17 protein-coding genes and 1 riboswitch are annotated in these 19,825 nt (G+C 63.6%); of the genes, 11 read left to right on the top strand and 6 right to left on the bottom strand.

Annotated elements, in window-relative coordinates:
* Nucleotides 1–81 precede the first annotated feature (81 nt).
* Together AC1RQ5_RS23320 and AC1RQ5_RS23315 are read left to right on the top strand one after the other, a co-directional pair.
* Complete coding sequence (locus AC1RQ5_RS23320) at nucleotides 82–663, top strand: MarR family winged helix-turn-helix transcriptional regulator (RefSeq protein ID WP_398484148.1); 582 nt, start codon at nucleotides 82–84, stop codon at nucleotides 661–663.
* A gap of 188 nt (nucleotides 664–851) precedes the next feature.
* Complete coding sequence (locus AC1RQ5_RS23315) at nucleotides 852–1,925, top strand: NAD(P)-dependent alcohol dehydrogenase (RefSeq protein WP_493202118.1); 1,074 nt, start codon at nucleotides 852–854, stop codon at nucleotides 1,923–1,925.
* 99 nt (nucleotides 1,926–2,024) lie between these two features.
* On the opposite strand, the gene AC1RQ5_RS23310 is transcribed toward AC1RQ5_RS23315, so the two are convergent.
* On the bottom strand, nucleotides 2,025–2,774 hold the full coding sequence (locus AC1RQ5_RS23310; protein ID WP_493202116.1) for an SDR family oxidoreductase: 750 nt from the start codon (nucleotides 2,772–2,774) through the stop codon (nucleotides 2,025–2,027).
* A gap of 93 nt (nucleotides 2,775–2,867) precedes the next feature.
* Between AC1RQ5_RS23310 and ertE the strand changes: the two genes are divergently transcribed.
* Entirely contained in the window at nucleotides 2,868–4,136 is a 1,269-nt protein-coding gene (gene ertE / locus AC1RQ5_RS23305; RefSeq protein WP_493202114.1) for an N-carbamyl-l-glutamate amidohydrolase ErtE, read from the top strand.
* Between the two features lie 8 nt (nucleotides 4,137–4,144).
* On the opposite strand, the gene AC1RQ5_RS23300 is transcribed toward ertE, so the two are convergent.
* A complete protein-coding gene (locus tag AC1RQ5_RS23300) occupies nucleotides 4,145–6,136 on the bottom strand; it encodes a putative bifunctional diguanylate cyclase/phosphodiesterase (RefSeq protein WP_493202113.1) in 1,992 nt (663 codons plus the stop codon).
* 111 nt (nucleotides 6,137–6,247) lie between these two features.
* Here AC1RQ5_RS23300 and AC1RQ5_RS23295 point away from each other — a divergent pair, with 111 nt between their 5' ends.
* Nucleotides 6,248–6,760, top strand: a complete 513-nt coding sequence (locus AC1RQ5_RS23295; RefSeq protein WP_493202112.1) for a tyrosine phosphatase family protein — start codon at nucleotides 6,248–6,250, stop codon at nucleotides 6,758–6,760.
* Here AC1RQ5_RS23295 and cobS read toward each other — a convergent pair.
* Nucleotides 6,753–7,517, bottom strand: a complete 765-nt coding sequence (gene cobS / locus AC1RQ5_RS23290; RefSeq protein WP_493202111.1) for an adenosylcobinamide-GDP ribazoletransferase — start codon at nucleotides 7,515–7,517, stop codon at nucleotides 6,753–6,755. The two genes, AC1RQ5_RS23295 and cobS, sit on opposite strands and share 8 nt — an antisense overlap.
* On the bottom strand, nucleotides 7,518–8,603 hold the full coding sequence (gene cobT / locus AC1RQ5_RS23285) for a nicotinate-nucleotide--dimethylbenzimidazole phosphoribosyltransferase (protein ID WP_493202110.1): 1,086 nt from the start codon (nucleotides 8,601–8,603) through the stop codon (nucleotides 7,518–7,520). It abuts the gene before it with no gap.
* Between the two features lie 65 nt (nucleotides 8,604–8,668).
* Nucleotides 8,669–8,864, top strand: a riboswitch (cobalamin riboswitch).
* A gap of 92 nt (nucleotides 8,865–8,956) precedes the next feature.
* Here cobT and AC1RQ5_RS23280 point away from each other — a divergent pair.
* The 6 genes from AC1RQ5_RS23280 to AC1RQ5_RS23255 all read left to right on the top strand — a co-directional run bounded on the left by AC1RQ5_RS23280 (nucleotide 8,957) and on the right by AC1RQ5_RS23255 (nucleotide 17,034).
* The gene (locus tag AC1RQ5_RS23280) at nucleotides 8,957–9,403 is read left to right on the top strand and encodes a DUF1636 family protein (protein WP_493202109.1); all 447 of its coding nucleotides are present in this window, start codon (nucleotides 8,957–8,959) and stop codon (nucleotides 9,401–9,403) included.
* Entirely contained in the window at nucleotides 9,400–9,930 is a 531-nt protein-coding gene (gene cobU, locus AC1RQ5_RS23275) for a bifunctional adenosylcobinamide kinase/adenosylcobinamide-phosphate guanylyltransferase (RefSeq protein ID WP_493202107.1), read from the top strand. Before AC1RQ5_RS23280 ends, cobU begins: the two co-directional genes overlap by 4 nt.
* Nucleotides 9,931–10,944 (top strand): cobalamin biosynthesis protein CobW, encoded by a 1,014-nt coding sequence (gene cobW / locus AC1RQ5_RS23270; protein ID WP_493202106.1) that lies wholly within the window; start codon nucleotides 9,931–9,933, stop codon nucleotides 10,942–10,944.
* 100 nt (nucleotides 10,945–11,044) lie between these two features.
* Nucleotides 11,045–14,761 (top strand): cobaltochelatase subunit CobN, encoded by a 3,717-nt coding sequence (cobN, locus tag AC1RQ5_RS23265; protein WP_493202104.1) that lies wholly within the window; start codon nucleotides 11,045–11,047, stop codon nucleotides 14,759–14,761.
* The gene (cobO, locus tag AC1RQ5_RS23260; protein ID WP_398478857.1) at nucleotides 14,758–15,387 is read left to right on the top strand and encodes a cob(I)yrinic acid a,c-diamide adenosyltransferase; all 630 of its coding nucleotides are present in this window, start codon (nucleotides 14,758–14,760) and stop codon (nucleotides 15,385–15,387) included. Before cobN ends, cobO begins: the two co-directional genes overlap by 4 nt.
* 159 nt (nucleotides 15,388–15,546) lie before the next feature.
* Nucleotides 15,547–17,034: a cobyric acid synthase gene (locus AC1RQ5_RS23255; protein ID WP_493202102.1), complete on the top strand. Its 1,488-nt coding sequence runs from the start codon at nucleotides 15,547–15,549 to the stop codon at nucleotides 17,032–17,034.
* On the opposite strand, the gene cbiB is transcribed toward AC1RQ5_RS23255, so the two are convergent.
* Together cbiB and AC1RQ5_RS23245 are read right to left on the bottom strand one after the other, a co-directional pair.
* Nucleotides 17,007–17,975, bottom strand: a complete 969-nt coding sequence (gene cbiB, locus AC1RQ5_RS23250; protein ID WP_493202100.1) for an adenosylcobinamide-phosphate synthase CbiB — start codon at nucleotides 17,973–17,975, stop codon at nucleotides 17,007–17,009. The two genes, AC1RQ5_RS23255 and cbiB, sit on opposite strands and share 28 nt — an antisense overlap.
* Nucleotides 17,975–18,832 (bottom strand): ABC transporter substrate-binding protein, encoded by an 858-nt coding sequence (locus AC1RQ5_RS23245; protein ID WP_493202098.1) that lies wholly within the window; start codon nucleotides 18,830–18,832, stop codon nucleotides 17,975–17,977. The genes cbiB and AC1RQ5_RS23245 overlap by 1 nt, the downstream gene beginning before the upstream one ends.
* Before the next feature lie 9 nt (nucleotides 18,833–18,841).
* Here AC1RQ5_RS23245 and cobD point away from each other — a divergent pair, with 9 nt between their 5' ends.
* Entirely contained in the window at nucleotides 18,842–19,825 is a 984-nt protein-coding gene (gene cobD / locus AC1RQ5_RS23240; protein ID WP_493202096.1) for a threonine-phosphate decarboxylase CobD, read from the top strand.

The raw sequence follows: 19,825 nt of genomic DNA, 5'->3' as shown, positions 1-19,825 counted from the left end.
TAGCTTGATCAGAAAGATATTTGCTTGACGTCCTGTCGAGGGCGTCGCACATCTGGACGATCAAGCTTGTCCGGAAAACGTATGTCACGTTCCAGGGCGGTGCCGCCTGCCTCCGCGTCGGCCCCGCATCGATCGAAATCGAAACTCCCGGCGCCGCCGCTAACGACGTCGCGAGGCGCGTTGCTGGTGAACGGATCGGATCAGGCGTTTCGCCAGCTGGTGCACACACTGCTTGCCTTCCTGGCCCGGCACGACACGGTGCGTGACGGCCATGCCGCCGCAATCGGCCTGTCCGGAATCGAATATACGGTGCTGATCTCGGTGCAGTCGCTGAGTGCCGAGGGGCAGGTCAGCGTGCGCGAACTCGCCGCGCATCTGCATTTGTCGGGAGCCTTCGTCACCACGGTCTCCAACAAGCTGCAGCAGATGGGCTTGCTCGACAAGCTCACCGATCCGGAAGACCGCCGCCGCCTGCGGCTGGTGGTGACGGGCGAGGGCGAAGCGCTATTGGCACGCCTCGCACCGATCCAGCGCCAGGTCAACGATGTCCAGTTCGATTGTCTGGGTGCCGGTGATCTCGGCCGGCTGCTGGCCAGCGTAGACAAGCTGGTGGAGTCCAGCGACAAGGCCATCGCTTTGCAGAAATATCTCGCGCCGCGATAGGTCTAGCCCATAACCCGGCTGGTGTCTGGCAGCTGCACATTTGTATCAAATGTGACGCAGCGACGATCGATCACGTCATAGGCATATGCGTGGCGAACTTGATCCATCTCAATCCTGCCGCGGCCAAATGCTCCGATGATTGGCAAACCGCGTCGATCGACGCAACGCTGCATAACGGGAGCAAGCTCATGGCCAAGATGAAAGCTGCGATATTCGTCGAACCCGGTCGGATCGTCCTCGACGACAAGCCGATCTCGGATGTCGGGCCGCTCGATGCGCTGCTGCGCGTGACGACCACGACGATCTGCGGCACCGACGTCCACATCCTCAAGGGCGAATATCCGGTCGCCAAGGGACTGACCGTCGGCCATGAACCTGTCGGCATCATCGAGAAACTCGGCAGCGCGGTGAGCGGCTATCGCGAAGGCCAGCGGGTCATCGCCGGTGCCATCACGCCGAGCGGCCATTCTTATGCCTGTCTGTGCGGATGTTCGTCACAGGACGGCGCCGGCACCAAGCACGGCTTCAAGGCGACGGGCGGCTGGCGCTTCGGCAACACCATCGATGGCGCCCAGGCCGAATACATTCTGGTGCCGGATGCCATGGTCAATCTCAGCCCGGTGCCCGATGCATTGACCGACGAGCAGGTGCTGATGTGCCCGGACATCATGTCCACCGGCTTCTCCGGTGCCGAGCGCGGCGGCATCAAGATCGGCGATACGGTGGTGGTGTTTGCGCTCGGGCCGATCGGCCTCTGTGCGGTTGCCGGTGCAAAACTGATGGGCGCCACCACGATCATCGGCGTCGATACGGTGCCGGCGCGTATCGAGGTTGCCAAGCGGCTCGGCGCCGATCTTGTGGTTGATTTCAAGAACGGCGATCCGGTGGAGCAGATCATGGCGCTCACCGACGGCCGCGGCGTCGATGTGTCCATCGAGGCACTCGGCACGCAGAACACTTTCGAATCCGCGCTGCGCGCCTTGCGGCCGGGTGGTACGCTGAGCAGTCTCGGCGTCTATTCGACGGACCTGAAAATTCCGCTCAGCGCCTTTTCGGCCGGTCTCGGCGACAACAGCATCGTCACCTCGCTGTGTCCGGGCGGCAAGGACCGGATGCGGCGATTGATGAATGTGGTCGCCTCCGGCCGCGTCGATCTCACCCCGCTGGTAACGCATCACTACAAGCTGGACGACATCGAAGCTGCTTATGAGCTGTTCTCGCACCAGCGCGATGGCGTGCTGAAAGTCGCCATCACGCCGTAAATGTCGCCCGGATGGAGCGCAGCGTAATCCGGAGACAGCAGAGATAATCGAATCGCCGGTCCCCGGATTGCGCTGCGCTCCATCCGGGCTACGCCTCGCTCAATACCCGATCAGACTCCGATTCCATGTCGGGCTGATCAGCACCTCGTTGATACATACATGCGCCGGCATGCCGGCGATAAACGCGATCGTCTTGCCGAGATCGTCCGGCTGCAGCATCCGCGCCATTACCTCGGCGCTTGGCGGCACCGGGCGGTTCTTCATGATGTCGGTCGCCACTTCGCCTGGCGACAGGCAGCAGGCGCGCAAACCGTTCACGCATTCGTCCATGTTGAACGAATGCGTCAGCGCAAGTACCGCGTGCTTGCTCGCGGTATAAGCCGGCCCCGTCATCTTGGAGACGATGCGGCCAGCCCAGGAGGCCACATTGATGATGCAGCCATCCTTCTGCGCGCGCATCGCCGGCAGCACGGCGCGGATGCAATACATCAGGCCCTTGAGATTGATGTCGACGATCTGGTCGAAGCCGTCTTCGGTGACGTCCTGCCAGCTGCGCTTCGGCAGATTGATACCGGCGCTGTTGACCAGCAGATCGATGCGGCCGTGCTTGGCGAGAATGGCATCTGCCACTTTCTTTGCGTCGGCAGCATTGCTGACATCGAGCGCAATGGCCTCGATCGGCTTGCCACCGGCACCGAGTTCCTTGACGACATCGTTGAGCACCTCGATGCGGCGGCCGGAAATGATCACCGTCCAGCCATCGGCCAGCAGCGATTCCGCGCCGGCCTTGCCGATTCCGGTGCCGCCGCCGGTCACCCATGCGATTTTCTTGTCGGTTTTTTGGGCCACTTCATTCTCCCTGATCGTTTCTTGCTCGATGGCGCTGGGAGTGTTCACCAATTATACTGGCGACACCAGCCCACATCGCGCGAGTAACCTTCGTTGAACAAGCCAGCCGACAGCAAGCCGCCCATCGATCAGGACCGTCTCTGGCACGATCATATGGCGCTGGCCGCCATCACCGATCCTGACAAGCCCTGGACACGGCGCTCTTTCTCGCAGCGTTTTCTCGATGGGCGCGTTTGGCTGAAGGCGCAATATGAGGCCGCCGGCATGACCGTGCGCATGGATGCCGGTGCCAATGTGATCGCGCGCCTCGAAGGCAGCGTCGAGGGGCTGCCACCGATCATGCTGGGCTCGCATTCCGACACCGTGCCATCCGGCGGCCGCTTCGACGGCATTTCGGGCATCCTCACCGCGCTGGAAGCCGTGCGCGCCTTGCAGGCGTCCGGCTACAAGTCACGCCACCCCATCGAGATCGTGGATTTTCTCGCCGAGGAGCCTAGCGAATACGGCCTGTCCTGCGTCGGCAGCCGCGCCATGGCAGGCGAACTCGATGCGAAGATGCTGACCTATACGAATGCCGCCGGCGAAACGCTGGCTGCGGCGATCAAGCGTGTCGGCGGCGATCCCGACAAGATCGCGACGATGCAGAAGCCGACATTTGCCGGCTATCTCGAACTGCATATCGAACAGGGCATCGTGCTCGAAACAGGCAAGCTCGATATCGCTCTTGTCACTGGCATCGCAGGTATCACGCGGGTCGAAATCGTGCTCACGGGCGCCGCCGATCACGCGGGCTCGACGCTGATGCAATATCGCCGGGATGCTTCGCTCCCTGCTGCCGAGATCGTGCTGCTGGTGGCGCGCAAGGCCAATGAATACGCAGCCCGCAAGCAGGGCCATTTTGTTGCGACCTGCGGCATTCTCGAAATCAGCCCCAATGCCTCGAATGTCGTTCCCGGCGGCGCGCGGATGATCCTCGATATCCGCGCCGAGAAGGCCGAGATCGTCGCCGACTTCGTGGCCATGCTCGATAGCGAGACGCAGGCCATTGCCGATCGTGCGAACGTCGATCGCACCAAATTCGGCATCATCTCGCAAAATCCGCCGTCACCCTGCGACGATCATCTGCGCGATATTCTAGGCCGTGCCGCGGAGAAACTCGGCTATTCCACCACCACGCTTGCGTCAGGTGCAGGCCATGACGCTGCCTTCATGTCGCATGTCGGCAAAAGCGCGATGCTGTTCGTGCCATCGAAGGACGGCAAGAGCCACTGTCCGGAAGAGTACACATCGCCCGAGCAACTCGCCGTCGGGGCGGCCACGCTGTATGAAGCGGTGCGGCTGCTCGACGGGCAGAACGCGTAGCGATTATGTCAGCCGTGGAAGCGTGCCTCGATACTGGACGCTTCGCCTGATTTTTCGAGATAGGTCGCGACCTCGTCGCCGCGCATCGGCCGTGCAAAGGCATAGCCCTGCATGAAGCTGGCGCCTTCCGCGCGAAGGAAACTGATCTGTTCGGCAGTCTCGACGCCCTCGACGATACAGTCATGGCCGAGATCGCTGCACATGCCGATCATGGTCTTCAGGATCAGCCGGGCCGCCGGATCGATCTCGATCCGGCTGATGAAGCTGCGATCGATCTTCACCTTGTCGAGCGGCAATTCGCGGATGCAGCTCAGGCTCGAATAGCCGGTGCCGAAATCGTCGAGCGAGATGCGGGCGCCGAGCGCGCGCAGCGCATTGAGCGCCTGCGACGCCTGCGCGAGATTGCGCATCACGCCGGTTTCCGTAATCTCGAAATCGATGCGATTGGCTTTGACACCGCTCTGCTGGATCACCGCGATCAGTTTGAGAATCGACAGCGTCGAGCCGACATCCTCGGCCGAGAGATTGAACGAGATGCGAATATTCTCGGGCCAGCTCAAAGCGCCTTCCAGTGCCTTGCGCAACAACAGCGGCGTCAGTTGCGCGATCATGCCGGAGCGCTCGGCGGCGACGATGAAGGTCATCGGCGGCACATCGCCGAGCTCCGGATTGCGCCAGCGCGCCAGCGCCTCGAAGCTGACGGTCCGCCCGGTCTGGGCGCAGACGATCGGCTGATAGGCGATCCAGAGTTCCTGATCGAGATCGGCATTCAGCAGCGCCTGATCGATCTGGCTGGCCTTGCGGATGGTCGCCTCGTGTTCGGCGCTAAAGCAAACGACGCGGCCACGCCCGTTTTGCTTGCCGAAGTGAAGCGCATAGTCGGCGCGTTCAAACAGGTCTTCAGCGGTCTGGGCTGCGTCGGGGAATTGCGCATAGCCGACCGAACAGCCGATACGGACTGCGATATTGCCGATCTCGAATGGCGCGTCGAACAAGCCGATGATCTTGTGCTCGGCATCGCTGATCGCCTGCTCGTCCTGCAACCGGTTGCTGAACATGACGAACTCGTCGCCGCCGAGACGGCCGAGAAAGGTCTGCGGATCGAGATGCGCGCGCAGGCGGTCGGCGACCTTGAGCAGCAAGCGGTCACCGATGCGATGACCGTGTACGTCGTTGATCGCCTTGAATCCATCGAGATCGATGATGCCGAGCGACAGACGGCACTCGGTAATACGGGCCGAGATGATCGCGCGCTCGAGTTCGGTGAAAAAGTTGCGGCGGTTCGGTAGTCCCGTAAGGCTATCGGTGTTCGAGTTCCGATAATTACGGTCGCTCAGCAGCTGCAGCTCGGCCTGTTTGGCAAGCAGCGCCTTTTCCGAGTTCACGCGCTGTTCGAAATCCTTGTGATTGCCAAGCAGCATGATGACAACGGCGAGGGTGACCACGACGAAGTTGAATGCAATGGCGACAAAGATCGGGCTGTCGCTTGCGCCAAAATAGATCGCGAATGGAATGACGACGAAATTCATCACGATCAGTGCAGCAGCGCGCAGATGCATCAGGCAGAAGGCGCAGCCAATTGAGGTGACCGCCATGAAGAAAGCCACATGGCTTTTGGCGAGATCGTTGCCATACGGCAGCAGGCTCAGGCTCCAGGCGCAGAAGGCGACCCCCAGGATGCTTGCGAAGATGATCGAACTGCGCAGCTTGGCGACCGCCTGATCGGTCTGCAATTCGCGGTTCCGCGATCTCCACCAGCCCATGATGCGAAACACGCAAATTACGCTCAATGCGGCCGGCATATCGAGCGTCAGCGAGCGTGGGGCCGCACCGTCAAAGGTGAGAGCCAGCGCCCATGTATTGAACACGACGATGGCATACATCATCGGAACTTGCCGCGTGAAAGCAGCAAGCTTGGCCTGTATCAATTCCGGGTTGTCACGCGGCAAGCGCAACAAATCCGGCAATTGGTCGGCGAATGTGTCAAAAACCCTGGACATCGTGCCGGATCCAAATTGAGTAACTACTGAAATAGAGCGTCAGCTTAATACCTACTCAAACTTGTTTAAGATTGACTGACGAGCATTGCGCAGGGATTGCAGGCCTTCACCATGATCTATGTTAGTTCGCTGAGCGGACTTCCCGCTCTTGCAGCGTCCCTCGCGGACTTCGATTTGCTCACGCTGTTATCGCCAAGTGCGGCTGCACGCGACTGGAACGGCATCGCGCGCGAGCGGCATGTGCAGCTGTCGTTTCATGACATCGTGGAGTTGACGCCGGATCTGATTGCACCGGACGCCGATGTCATGCGCGCCATTCTCGCCTTCGGCCGTGGCGCGGTGGATGAGCGTCCGCTGCTGGTGCACTGCTGGGCTGGCATCAGCCGTTCGAGCGCGGCCGCCTATGCGATCGCTTGCGATCGCAATCCCGGTTACGAGTCTGAAATTGCCGATGAGCTGCGGCGCCGCTCACCTTACGTGACGCCGAACAAATTGATGGTGAAGCTTGCCGACGACATGCTCGGACGTGGCGGGCGCATGAGCGAGGCTGTCGCACGCATCGGCCGCGGTGCGGAAACCGCCGAAGGCGAGCCGTATCAATTGCCGTTGCGCTGGCCTATCTGAGCACGGCGGCGACGCCGAGCAGGAAACCGATCTCGAACACCTGCTCGATCGCGCCGAGCACATCGCCGGTGTAACCGCCGATCATGCGCCTGGCCCAGCGCGCGAGCAGGGCGCCGAGCAGGGCACCGAGCACAAGGCCGAGAACGGCCGACTTGAACGAGATGAGCGCAAGCGGAATCACCGCCAGCGCGACGATGACGAGCAAAAATATGATATCATCACGCGGCACCGGCGCCTCGGCATAGCGCACTTTCATCGCTGCGGTGTCGCCGGCATAAGCGAGGCGATTCATCACGAAAGCCGGCATCGCACGTGCCGCGGCATGCACAGCGATCAGTGCCGTCGCGCCGGCCCAAGGCGGCAGCGTTGCCAGCGCTGCGATGCGCAAGGCGCAGCCAAGCCCGAGCGCCAGCGCGCCATAAGTGCCGATGCGGCTGTCCTTCATGATGGCGAGGCGTTTTTCGATCGTCCAGCCACCACCAAAGGCATCGACGGTGTCGGCAAGGCCGTCTTCATGCAGCGCACTGGTGAGCACGATGCTCGTCGTCACGGCGAGCAGGGCGGCGATCGATGGCGACCAGACGTGACAGGCGACAACAAAAACGACGGCGCAGGCCAAGCCGATGCCGGCGCCCACCAGCGGAAAATACTTCATGGCACGCGCCAGCCAGTCGGGCGCAGGCGCGCCATCGGCAAGCGGTGTCGGCAGCACCGTAAGAAAACGGATCGCATTGAGCAGATGCGGATCCGGCGTCATCTAGATCCGCCCCGCCAGCACGTCGTCGAGACTGGCGACATCGGTGAGCAGCCGCGCAGCGGCGCGCACCAGCGGCACCGCGAGCAGCGCACCGGTGCCTTCGCCGAGGCGCAGGCCGAGATCCAGCAAGGGCTGTGCGTCGAGCGCGTTCAGGACGATGTCGTGTCCGCGTTCCGCAGAGCGATGCGCGAACACGCAATAGCCGCGCGCCTCGGGACTCAGCCGGATCGCAAGCAGCGCGGCGACGCTGGAGATGAAGCCGTCGATGATCACAGGCCGCCGTTGCGACGCCGCCCCTAGGATCGCACCGGCCATGCCGGCAATTTCGAGCCCGCCGAATTCCGCGAGCACATCCAGCGGCGCGGTGGCATCGCTGCGCGCGGAGGCCATCTCGATCGCAGCGCGCTTGCGGGCCATGCCGAGATCGTCCTGGCCGGCGCCGACACCGATGCAGTCAGTGAGCGTCGCTGGTGCGAGGCGATGCGCAAGCAACGCGGAGGAGGCGGTATTGCCGATGCCCATTTCGCCGAGCGCGATGATATCGGCACCGGCCTTGATCTCACCGATCGCGATGCGGATGCCATGCGCGAGTGCAGTGGCAGCTTGTTCCGACGTCATTGCCGGCTCGCGCGCGGCATTGGCGGTGCCCAAGCGCACCTTGGCGTCGCGCAAACCCGGATGCACCGGCAGTTCCGCTGCGACGCCGATATCGATGACGCGAACGTCGATGGCATTCGCCTTGGCGAACGCATTGGCAGTGGCGCGACCGGCGAGGTAGGTCATGACCATCGCGACGGTCACGGCTGACGGATACTGCGACACGCCCTCGGCCACGAGACCGTGATCGCCGGCGAAGACCAGCAGCACGGCTTTCTCGCCGCGCGGCTCGCCGGGATGGCGGATCATGCCAAGCTGGAGGGCCAGTTCCTCGATTCGCCCGAGCGAACCCGGCGGCTTGGCCTTGCCGTCGATGACCGCGCGCAGGCTGGCCTCGGTGGCGGGATCGAGGGGCGCGATGGCCGGCGGCTGCCAGATAGGGCTCTGTGTGGTCAAAATCAGGTTCCTTTGGCCGCCTGTCTCGCGCATCCGCGGCCATTCGGTCAACAGCAGCGGCGCGGTTCCGGCTGTGGTTGACCCGGACTGTGGGGGCAGATAGCGTCCGCGGCGATGGTCCTTCCGCGTGGAAGGTGAAAAGGGAAGCCGGTGCGATACCGGCGCTGCCCCCGCAACTGTAAGCGACGAGCCCGCGCCGGTGCCACTGGGAGTTCCTGATCGGGGAATTGCTGGGAAGGCGGTGATGGGCGCCGACTCGCGAGCCAGGAGACCTGCCGTCACGAATTGTGCTTTGGAGGCGTCGTCGGGGCGGGGTGCACCGGACGGGAGCGAGCGGATGGCAGCATCCGCGCGACCCAACAAAGCTCGCCCGATTTGAGCCCGTGATGGATCGCAACGCATCGAGTTTGCCCGACGACCTTGCCGTCAATGACCTGCCGCGCCCGCTGCCTTCAGCGCCGGTGGTGGTCAGCGTATGCGTGAACTGCAAGGCCGCCGATGGCGCCGTGGTCGGTTCTGCCATGCTGGATGCTGTCACGGCCGCGCTTGATGCGCGCGATGTCGATGTCATGGTGCGCCCGGTGCAGTGCCTCAGCGTCTGCAAGCGGCCGACAACGGTCGCGGTGACGAGCCAGGATGGCTACACATTCTTGTTCGGCGACCTGCTGGCGGACACCGGCCCGGATGCGGTCGCATCCTTCGTGCAGTCCTATCAGACATCCGATTACGGCTTGGTGCCGTGGCGCGAGCGCGCCGACGTGCTGCGCAAGGGCATGGTCGCGCGCGTGCCGCCGCTGCGCTGGTCGCCCGCAGATGGCAGGGCGCCGAAATGACATCGCTCGGCACCACATTGGTTCTCGGCGGCGCGCGCTCCGGCAAGTCGGCCTTTGCCGAACGGCTGATCGGCGAGATGTCGCTCACAAAAGTCTATCTCGCCACGGCGACGCCCGGCGATGACGAGATGCAGGTGCGCATCGCGCAGCACCGCAAGCAGCGCGGCGAGGGCTGGATCACCATCGAGGAGCCGCTGGCGCTGGTGGATACGCTGACGCGCGAATCCACCATCGGCCGCGTCATTCTCGTCGATTGCCTGACGCTGTGGCTGTCCAATCTAATGATGGCGGAGCGCGATCCCGAGGTCGAGGCAAAGCGGCTGGTGCGCTTCCTCGATGTCTCGCGCTATCCCATCGTGTTTGTATCCAATGAAGTCGGTCTCGGCCTGGTGCCGGAGACCCCGCTCGGCCGCGCCTTCCGTGATGCGCAGGGCCGCCTCAACCAGACCATTGCCGCCGCTGTCAACAATGTCGCTTTCGTCGCTGCCGGCCTGCCTCTTTGGCTCAAGCGTTTCCAGGAGAATTGAATGTCCCGCGTTCCCGTCACCGTCCTCACCGGCTTCCTCGGCGCCGGCAAGACCACGCTGTTGCGCTCGCTGCTGACCCAGGCCGATGGACGCCGCATTGCCGTGATCGTCAATGAATTCGGCGATGCCGGTTTCGATGGTGGCCTCGTCGAGGAATGCGCGGCGAAAGCCTGCGCGCCCGGCGACATCGTCGAGCTCACCAATGGGTGCATCTGCTGCACGGTGGCCGATGATTTCGTGCCGACCATGGAAAAGCTGTTGTCGCGCGAGCGTCCGCTCGATGCGATCGTGATCGAAACCTCCGGCCTCGCATTGCCACAGCCGTTGTTGAAGGCCTTTGCATGGCCGGCCGTGAAGACGCGCGCGACTGTTGATGGCGTCGTGACTGTGGTCGATGCCCTGGCGCTGTCCGAAGGCCGCGTCACGCTCGATGAGCATGCGGTCGCCGAGCAGCGCGCGGCCGACGAAGGCATCGAGCATGATGATCCGATCGAAGAAGTGTTCGAAGACCAGCTCGCTTGCGCCGATCTCGTCGTGCTCTCCAAGAGCGATCTTGTCAGCGCCGAGCAGCTCGCCGAAATCGAAACCAAGCTGAAGGCCGAGCTTCGCGCGGGCGTCGGCATCGTCCGCTCCAAGGGCGATCTCGCGCCAAGCGTGCTGATCGGCCTCAACGCCGCAGCCGAAGATGATATGGCCGCCCGCGTCGGTCATCACGGCGAGGAGGAAGAACACGATCACGACGATTTCGACAGCATTGTCATCAAACCCGGTGCCGCCGGCGATCTCGACGCCATGCGCGCCCGCGTTGGCGGAGCGCTCGGCATCGAAGGCGTGTTGCGCGTGAAGGGCCATGCCCGCATCGCCGACAAACCGGCGCCCATTGTGGTGCAGGCCGTCGGCGCCCGCGTCGATCTCGCTTTTGCACGGCCGGATGTGAGTCATCCCGAACATCTCGTCGTCATCGGATTGAAGGGCTTTGATACCGACGCCGTGCGCAAGGCGCTGGCAGGCTAGCAACGACCGCCGTCATTGCGAGCGGAGCGAAGCAATCCAGCAAGCCAAGATCTGGATTGCTTCGTCGCTTCGCTCCTCGCAATGACGATTAGGGGAGCGCATGCATCTCAAGCTCGACACCTCCGGCAGTATTGACGACGGCGACGTCGCCCGCGATCTCGGGCAGGCGACGGCGGATATTGTCGTGCTGTCTGCGGCGGACAGCGATCTCGCCGCCTTCGGTGCGGCGCATGCGAGTCTTGGCGCAGACTTCCCGAGCGTGCGGCTCACCAATCTCCTCGCGCTCGGCCATCCCGCTTCGGTCGATCTCTATGTCGAGCGGACGCTGGCCAAAGCGAAGATCGTGCTGCTGCGCATGCTCGGTGGCATCAGCTATTGGCCGCATGGCGTCGAGAGCCTGCGCAGCGATGCCATCGCGCGCGGCGCGCTGTTCGCCTGCGTTCCCGGCGAGATGGACTGGAATGCGGAGCTTGCCGCACGTGGTACGATCGCTGCCGATGCGACGCATGCGCTGTGGCGCTACTGCAGCGAAGGCGGTGTCGAGAATGCGGCGCTGGCGTTGCGCTACGCCGCACATCTGATCGGGCAGGGTGACAAGCCGCCTGCCGCGCGGCCGATGCCATCCGCAGGATTCTGGCCGCAGGCGCCTTTGGGCGATGAGCGTCCGAACGCCGTGGTGATCTTCTATCGTGCGCTGGTCGCAGGCGGCGACACGGCCGCGATCGCAGCGCTGCGCGATGCCCTGGATGCGCGCGGGCTCAATCCGGTCTGCCTCTATGTCACCAGCCTGAAGGACGAGCGCTCTGTCGCCTTCCTGCGCGCGGCGCTGGGTGCATTCCCGCCTGATGTCATCATCAACGCGACAGCCTTCGCGACCGCGACGGCCAACGACGACGCTGGCGTCTTGTCCGCATCGGGTTGCCCTGTGCTGCAGGTCGCACAGGCCGGCATCTCGCATGCGAGTTGGGAGAGTTCGTCACGGGGCCTCACGCCGCGCGATCTGGCGATGCATGTGGTGCTGCCGGAAGTCGATGGCCGTATTTTCGCGAATGTCATCGCCTTCAAGGAGCGCGGCAAAAGTGACGGCGGTTTCACGCCGACGCTGCTGAGGCCGGTGCCGGATCGCATCGATGCGGCCGCTGATCTGGCGTGTGCCTGGGTGCGTCTGCGCCGCACGGAGATCGCCGAGCGTCGCGTCGCGCTGATCCTCGCCAATTATCCGAACCGCGATGGCCGGCTCGCCAACGGCGTCGGTCTCGACACACCGCAGAGCCTCGTCGATATCATCATGGCGATGCAGGGAGCCGGTTATGGTGCCGTGGATGCGCCATCAACATCGGCCGCGATGATGGAGCTGCTGCAGCAAGGTCCCACCAATGCACTTCTTGAGCGCGCCGTGCGCAGCGGCGGCGCCACATGGTCGCTGACAAGTTATCGCAAAGCGTTCGCGCGATTGCCGGCCGTCATCCGCGCCGCCGTCGAAGCGCGTTGGGGTGATGCTGCAGACGATCCGCATCTGGTCGATGATGCGTTTCGTCTCGGCCTGCATCGCTTCGGCAATATCGTCGTCGGCGTGCAGCCGGCACGTGGCTACAATATCGATCCCAAGAGCACCTATCACGATCCCGATCTGGTGCCGCCGCATCATTATCTCGCGTTCTATCTCTGGCTCGGGCAGGAGTTCTATACGCATGCCATCGCCCATGTGGGCAAGCACGGCAATCTCGAATGGCTGCCGGGCAAGAGCACGGGCCTCTCGGCCGGTTGCCTGCCCGATGCGATCCTCGGTCCGCTGCCGCATCTCTATCCTTTCATTGTCAACGATCCCGGCGAGGGGATACAGGCCAAGCGCCGCACCTCGGCCGTCATCATCGATCACCTGACGCCACCGATGACGCGCGCGGAGCTGCATGACGATCTCGCTCGGCTCGAAAGCCTGGTCGATGAGTATGCTGCGGCGAGCGATCTCGATCCGAAGCGCGCTGCCGTTATCGCCGAAGATATCCTGTCCTTCGCCCGCGCCCAGCAGCTCGACAGCGATGTCGATATCAATCGCGACACGCCGACCTATGAAGCGCTGCGCGCGCTCGATGCGCATCTCTGCGATCTCAAGGAAATGCAGATCCGCGACGGGCTTCACATCTTCGGCCGCAAGCCCGACGACGCGCAGCGCAACGATCTACTTGTCTCCATCGCGCGCCTGCCGCGCTCCGATATCCGTGCGCAGGATGCGTCGCTGCATCGCGCTTTGGCGATTGATCTCGGGCTCGGTGATTTCGATCCACTGATGCGTGAGATGGCCGACGATTATCTCGGTCGGCGCCCGAAGATGCTGGCTGGCATATCCGACGTGCCATGGCGAACCACGGGCGATACGATCGAACGTATCGAGATGCTGGCGCTGAAGCTTGTCGCAGGCGAATGCACTTGCGATCCAAGCTGGGCGCAGACAGCGCAGGTGCTCGGCTGGATCGATACATCTTTGCGTCCCGCCATCGATGCTTGCGGCGACGCCGAGATGGCCGCATTCCTCAAGGGCCTCGACGGCCGCTTCATCCGCCCCGGTCCATCAGGCGCGCCGACGCGCGGACGGCCTGATGTATTGCCGACCGGCCGCAATTTCTTCGCCGTCGATGTCCGTGCGGTGCCGACGCCCTCGGCCTGGCGCATCGGGCAGCTCGCAGCTGAGCGTCTTGTGGAAGCCTACTGGCAGGAGGCCGGCGAATGGCCGCGCAGCATCGCGCTGTCGGCCTGGGGCACCGCGAATATGCGCACCGGCGGCGACGATGTCGCGCAGGCGCTGGCGTTGATCGGCGCGCGACCGGTCTGGGAAGAGACGTCAGGCCGCGTCACCGGCTTCGCCATCACGCCATTGTCCGAGTTGAAGCGGCCGCGCGTCGATGTGACCTTTCGTGTCTCCGGCCTGTTCCGCGATGCGTTCCCGACCCAGATGGATATCATCGGCTCGGCTGTCAGCGCCGTGGCGGAGCTCGATGAGCCCGATGATGCCAATCCCATCGCTGCCAATGTCCGCGCTCGCGCGCACAAGCTGGAATCCGGCGGTATGACCCGCGAACTCGCACGCCGGCAGGCGATGCGCCGTGTGTTCGGCTCCAAGCCTGGCGCTTATGGTGCAGGCTTGCAGGCGCTGATCGATGAAGGCGGCTGGAACAACCGGGCCGATATTGCCGACGTCTATCTCGATTGGGGCGGCTATGCTTATGGCGCTGGCAACGAAGGCGAGAGCGCACGCGACGAATTTTCAGAGCGGCTGAAGTCCGTCGATCTCGTGGCGCAAACGCAGGACAATCGCGAACACGACATTCTGGATTCCGACGATTATTACCAGTTTATCGGGGGCCTCTCCGCCACCGTGCAGACGCTGCGTGGCTCAGCGCCGCGCGTCGCGCATATCGATACGTCCCGCCCGGAAGCACCGATCGCGCGCTCGCTGGCGCACGAGATCTCGCGCGTGGTGCGCGGTCGCGGCGCCAATCCGAAATGGGTCGCCGGCGTGATGCGCCACGGCTATAAAGGCGCGTTCGAGATTACGGCAACGGTGGATTATCTGTTTGGCTTCGCCGCCTCGACAGATGCCGTCGGCAATCACCATTTCGACCAGTTGTTCTCGGCCTATCTCGAGGATGATAAGGTTCGCGACTTCATGGCATCCGCCAATCCGGCAGCGCTGCAGGAGACCGCGGCACGCTTTGCCGAGGCGATCCGCCGGGGATTGTGGACGCCGCGCTCCAACAGTGCGCAACATCTGATTTCCGAATTGATGAATACCAAGCAAATCGCGAGGGAACACGCATGAGCGACTCCGCAGCCGATCACGCCGCAGAAAACCTGCGACACAAGGAGAAGGCCGCCAAGCACAAGGCCGCCAAAGACAAGATCATGGCGACCAAAGTGGGCGAGAAGGGCCTGCTGATCGTTCACACCGGCACTGGCAAGGGCAAGACCTCGGCCGCGCTTGGCATGGTGTTCCGCCATATCGGCCATGAGATGCCGGTCGGCGTCGTGCAGTTCACCAAGTCGCCATCATGGGACACCGGTGAAGCGCGGGTGCTGGCGAAATTTCCGGAACTGGTGACGCTTCATATCATGGGCGAAGGCTTTACCTGGGAGACCCAGGATCGCGAGCGCGACATCGCTGCCGCGACGGCCGGCTGGGAACGGGCGAAAGAGCTGATCCGCGACGATCGCCATCGCATGGTGCTGCTCGACGAACTCAACATCGTGCTGCGCTATGACTATCTTGATCTCAATGACGTGCTCACTTTCTTGCGCGACGAGAAGCCGGCGGACAAGCATGTCGTCATCACCGGCCGCAATGCCAAGCCGGAACTGATCGAGATGGCAGACCTCGTGACCGAGATGACGCTGGTGAAACATCCATTCCGCGCCGGCATCAAGGGGCAGAAAGGTGTGGAGTTTTGATCGCTCGCTGCAAACTCAGCATGTCATCCCAGCGTAAGCGGGGATCCATAACCTCCGAGCTCGTTATTGAAACGGGGGCGCCGCGACGGAGCGTCGCCACGCATTCGGTGTCTATGGATCCCCGCTTTCGCGGGGATGACAGTCGAGTTTGAGGCAGCCATGAACCGCACCACGCCCGCTTTGATGATCCAGGCGACCGGCTCCAATGCCGGTAAGTCGACGATCGTCGCCGGGCTGGCGCGGGCATTGGTGCGGCGCGGGCTCAAGGTCGCGCCTTTCAAGCCGCAGAACATGTCGAACAACGCCGCCGTCGCCATTGATGGCGGCGAGATCGGCCGCGCGCAGGCGGTGCAGGCCCGCGCCGCTCGGCTGGCGCCCAGCGTGCATATGAACCCCGTGCTGCTGAAGCCGGAGACCGATACGGGATCGCAGGTGATCGTGCAGGGCCAGCGCTGGGGCACGCTGCGGGCGAAGAATTATCTGGAGAAGAAGGCCGCACTGCTGCCGGCCGTGCTGGAGAGTTTTTCGCTGCTCGCCGATCAGGCGGACATCGTGCTTGTCGAAGGCGCCGGCAGCCCGGCGGAGATCAATCTGCGCAAGGGTGACATCGCCAATATGGGCTTTGCGGCGGCAGCTGATGTTCCCGTCGTGCTCGCCGGCGATATCGATCGCGGCGGCGTCATTGCGTCGCTGGCCGGCACGCATCTGGTGCTGGAGCCGGACGAGCGTGCGCGCATCCATGGCTTCATCGTCAACAAGTTTCGCGGCGATCCCAGCCTGTTCGACGATGGGCTGACATCGATCACGGCCTTCACCGGATGGTCGTCGATCGGCGTCCTGCCCTGGCTGCCGCAGGCTGCGATGCTGCCGGCTGAAGACGCTGTCGATCTCGATCGTGCGCAAAGCTCCAGCGCTACGCGTGTGATCGCGGTGCCCGTTCTCGCGCGGATCGCCAATTTCGACGATCTCGATCCGCTCGGCATGGAGCCCGGCGTCAAGCTCGTCTTCGTCAGGCCCGGCGAGGCCATTCCGGGCAATGCCGATGTGGTCATCATCCCCGGCAGTAAATCCACCATCGGCGATCTCGCTTTTCTGCGCGCGCAAGGCTGGGACATCGACATTGCTGCTCATGTGCGTCGTGGCGGCCATGTGCTCGGCCTGTGCGGCGGCTATCAGATGCTTGGTGGCCGCATCAGGGATCCCGATGGTGTCGATGGCGCGCCGGGCGACGTGGACGGGCTTGGCCTGCTCGATATCGAGACCGTGATGAGCGGCAGCAAATCGACGACGCTGGTGTCCGGCACGCATCTTGCGACCGGGACTGCCGTCGAGGGCTATGAAATCCATCTCGGTCGCAGCAGCGGTGCCGATTGCGCGCGGCCGCTGCTCACGATCGGAGATCGCCCCGATGGCGCGATCTCGCGCGATGGCCGCGTGCAGGGCACCTATGTGCATGGCCTGTTCACCGGCGATGCCTTTCGCAAGGCGTGGCTGGCGCAACTCGGCATCGCATCATCGCTCGCTTATGATGCGCAAATCGAAGCCGCGCTCGATGCGCTGGCGGACCATTGCGAGAAACATCTCGATATCGACGGGCTGATCGCGATCGCGCGCACGCGTCAGAGTGCAAATGCCAGCAGGGCGTAGATCAACATGTACAGTCCGCACGCCGCCGCATAGACGTGCAGCGCGCGGCGGATGTCGTCGGGCTCGGCGACGCGGCCATCCACGTTGAGATAGGGCTCGTTTGCTGCGCCTTCCGCGTAGACGCGTGGGCCTGACAGGGCGATGCCTAACGCGCCGGCCATGGCGCTTTCCGGCCAGCCGGCATTCGGCGAGCGATGTTTGCGCGCATCGCGCAGCATGGTCCTGAACGACGCCGTGATCGATCCGCGCACCACGGGAGCAGCGAGCGCGATCAGTATGCCGGCCAGCCGTGCCGGTACGAGATTGACGAGATCGTCGAGCCTGGCCGCGGCCCAGCCGAAATCGATATAGCGATCGGTGCGATGGCCGATCATCGAGTCGGCCGTATTGATGGCCTTGTAGGCGATCAGGCCGGGCAGGCCGAGCAGCGCAAGCCAGAACACCGGCGCGACGATGCCGTCGGAGAAATTCTCCGCGGTGGATTCGATGGCGGCGCGCGCAACGCCGGATTCGTCGAGGCGTTCCGGATCGCGGCCGACGATCATGGCGACGGATTTGCGGGCAGCAGGCAGGCCGCCTTCAACGAAGGCGCGATGCACGCGCGCGACGTGCTGATACAGGCTGCGTTGCGCAATCAATGTCGAGGCGATGAGAGCCTCAGCCATGAAGCCGATCCAATGGCCGTGCAGACGGTCCGAGAGCAGGGCACCGACCAGGAGTGCAGTGCTGACAAGGACGATGACCGTCAGCACACCCGCGATCCTACGTGCTCGCCTCGACCAGTTCTCCCGATTGAGCTGACGCTCCAGCCAGCCGATGCCATGGCCGATCCACACCACCGGATGCGGCGCGCGGCGCCACAGCCAGTCGGGATCACCGATCACAGCATCGAACAGCAGGGCTGCGACCACCAGCAGAAGTGCGTCGCCATGCACCAGCATCACGGCGCCACGCGGTTGATTTCAGCGGACAGGTGATCCAGCGCCTCGACCATGGTCGGGCCGCCGCAGGCCATGAGACGCTCCGGCAGCACCAGGCGCTTCGATGGCGGATAGGTCTTTTCCAACGCGGGATGCAGCAGGAACGCGCGGCCTTCGTCTTCGGCGAAGTCGGTCGTGTCGGTGACCAGCAGCAGATCGGGCTTCAGGGTGATGATGGCTTCCAGCGAGGCAAAGCCGCCGGCCTTGAGGCCGAGTTCGCCACCGGCATTTTGCAGCCCGACAGCCGATAATAGCGAGGTGGTGAGATTGTCGCCGCCGGAGACCCAGCCGCGCCGCGACACGGAAAGCACGCGCAGCGATGTGCGCCGCGCGGCAGCGCGCGCATGGGCGATGGCAGCATCGAGTTTGGCAATTTCAGATTCGGCGCGTTCGGGATGTTTCACCAGTGCGCCCATCTGGCGCAATTGCTTCTTGACGTCGTCGAGCGAGCGGGCCGGATCGAATTCGGCAACCTTCAGCCCTTTGTCTTTCAGGAGCTCGCGTGTCGCCCGCTTGGTGAAACGGCCGGCGACAACCACGTCGGGCTTCAAGGCGAGCACATCCTCCGCTTCGCCGGAGAGAAGGCGGAATTGCGCTGCCTTGGTCTTGTCCCAGGAACGAAATGGATCGCGCGCAAACGGGCTGAGGCCAAGAATCTGGTCGGGATCGGCGAGGGTGACGAGCAACTGATCGGTGCACAGATTGATCGAGGCCAGACGAGGCGCATCGGCTGCAGGCGCCGCGCCGTTTGCAAATAGCAGGAATGCCGCAGCGACGGCCGCGCAAAGCCTCTCGCGCTTGGCGCGATATGATGGCATGAGGGACGCATGAAACATGGTGGCGATCTCACCCAGGCGATGGCCGAATTCGGCGGCGCAGCGGACGAATGGCTGGATCTTTCGACCGGCATCAATCCTTGGCCTTATCCGATCCGCAAGCTGCCGGACAGTGCCTGGCAAAGGCTGCCGGCGCGTGCCGATGAGCAGGCGCTGCTCGCTGCCGCGCGCGCGACCTATCGCGTGCCTGAAGGCGCCGGCATCGTTGCTGCGGGTGGCACGCAGGCGCTGATCCAACTGCTGCCGCGGCTTGCCAAAGATGGTACCGTTGCAGTTGTCGGCCCGACCTATAACGAACATTCCGCGGCCTGGGGCGATGCCGGCTATGCCATCGCGGCGATCGGCGATCTCGCGGAACTGCCCGCACATGCGACGCATGCGGTCATCGTCAATCCCAACAATCCCGACGGTCGCATCGTCGATCCGCATCGTCTTGCTGAAATCGCGGCTGTGCTGCAACGGCGCGGCGGCTGGCTGGTCGTCGATGAGGCCTTTGCCGATGTGGAAGCCGGCATCAGCGCGATCGCATCCTGCGGCCGGTTGCCGATCGTGGTGCTGCGTTCGTTCGGCAAATTCTATGGTCTTGCCGGCATTCGGCTGGGCTTTGCCATTTCGACACCGGATATTGCGAACAGCATCCGCACCGTTCTCGGTCCGTGGGCCGTGTCCGGTCCGGCTTTGCATGTGGGCACCAAGGCGCTGAAGGATGCGCCCTGGGCGATGCAGACGCGCATTCAGCTCGCGGCGCAGGCGATCAAGCTCGACGGTATTCTGCAGGATGCCGGCTTTGCAGTGATCGGCGGTACGTCGCTCTACCGACTCGTGCGGCATCGCGAGGCGTTGGCCGTGCATCGCAAACTCGCGCAGAAGCGAATCTGGTGTCGCAGTTTCGACTGGTCGAACGAGTTGCTGCGTTTCGGCCTGCCTGAAGATGCCAAGGCGCTGGATCGTCTCGCGGCAGCACTGGCGCCATAG

The sequence above is a fragment of the Tardiphaga sp. GW821-FHT12E02 genome (genome assembly GCF_058807155.1).
This window is presented reverse-complemented; position numbering and strand designations above follow the sequence as displayed.

What these genes read in the sequence shown, in the direction of transcription:
- AC1RQ5_RS23320 (WP_398484148.1), top strand. Translation starts at nt 82, where the DNA reads ATGTCACGTTCCAGGGCGGTGCCGCCTGCCTCCGCGTCGGCCCCGCAT.
- AC1RQ5_RS23315 (WP_493202118.1), top strand. Translation starts at nt 852, where the DNA reads ATGGCCAAGATGAAAGCTGCGATATTCGTCGAACCCGGTCGGATCGTC.
- AC1RQ5_RS23300 (WP_493202113.1), bottom strand. Translation starts at nt 6,136, where the DNA reads ATGTCCAGGGTTTTTGACACATTCGCCGACCAATTGCCGGATTTGTTG.
- AC1RQ5_RS23295 (WP_493202112.1), top strand. Translation starts at nt 6,248, where the DNA reads ATGATCTATGTTAGTTCGCTGAGCGGACTTCCCGCTCTTGCAGCGTCC.
- cobS (WP_493202111.1), bottom strand. Translation starts at nt 7,517, where the DNA reads ATGACGCCGGATCCGCATCTGCTCAATGCGATCCGTTTTCTTACGGTG.
- cobT (WP_493202110.1), bottom strand. Translation starts at nt 8,603, where the DNA reads ATGCGCGAGACAGGCGGCCAAAGGAACCTGATTTTGACCACACAGAGC.
- AC1RQ5_RS23280 (WP_493202109.1), top strand. Translation starts at nt 8,957, where the DNA reads ATGGATCGCAACGCATCGAGTTTGCCCGACGACCTTGCCGTCAATGAC.
- cobU (WP_493202107.1), top strand. Translation starts at nt 9,400, where the DNA reads ATGACATCGCTCGGCACCACATTGGTTCTCGGCGGCGCGCGCTCCGGC.
- cobW (WP_493202106.1), top strand. Translation starts at nt 9,931, where the DNA reads ATGTCCCGCGTTCCCGTCACCGTCCTCACCGGCTTCCTCGGCGCCGGC.
- cobN (WP_493202104.1), top strand. Translation starts at nt 11,045, where the DNA reads ATGCATCTCAAGCTCGACACCTCCGGCAGTATTGACGACGGCGACGTC.
- cobO (WP_398478857.1), top strand. Translation starts at nt 14,758, where the DNA reads ATGAGCGACTCCGCAGCCGATCACGCCGCAGAAAACCTGCGACACAAG.
- AC1RQ5_RS23255 (WP_493202102.1), top strand. Translation starts at nt 15,547, where the DNA reads ATGAACCGCACCACGCCCGCTTTGATGATCCAGGCGACCGGCTCCAAT.
- cbiB (WP_493202100.1), bottom strand. Translation starts at nt 17,975, where the DNA reads ATGCTGGTGCATGGCGACGCACTTCTGCTGGTGGTCGCAGCCCTGCTG.
- AC1RQ5_RS23245 (WP_493202098.1), bottom strand. Translation starts at nt 18,832, where the DNA reads ATGCCATCATATCGCGCCAAGCGCGAGAGGCTTTGCGCGGCCGTCGCT.
- cobD (WP_493202096.1), top strand. Translation starts at nt 18,842, where the DNA reads ATGAAACATGGTGGCGATCTCACCCAGGCGATGGCCGAATTCGGCGGC.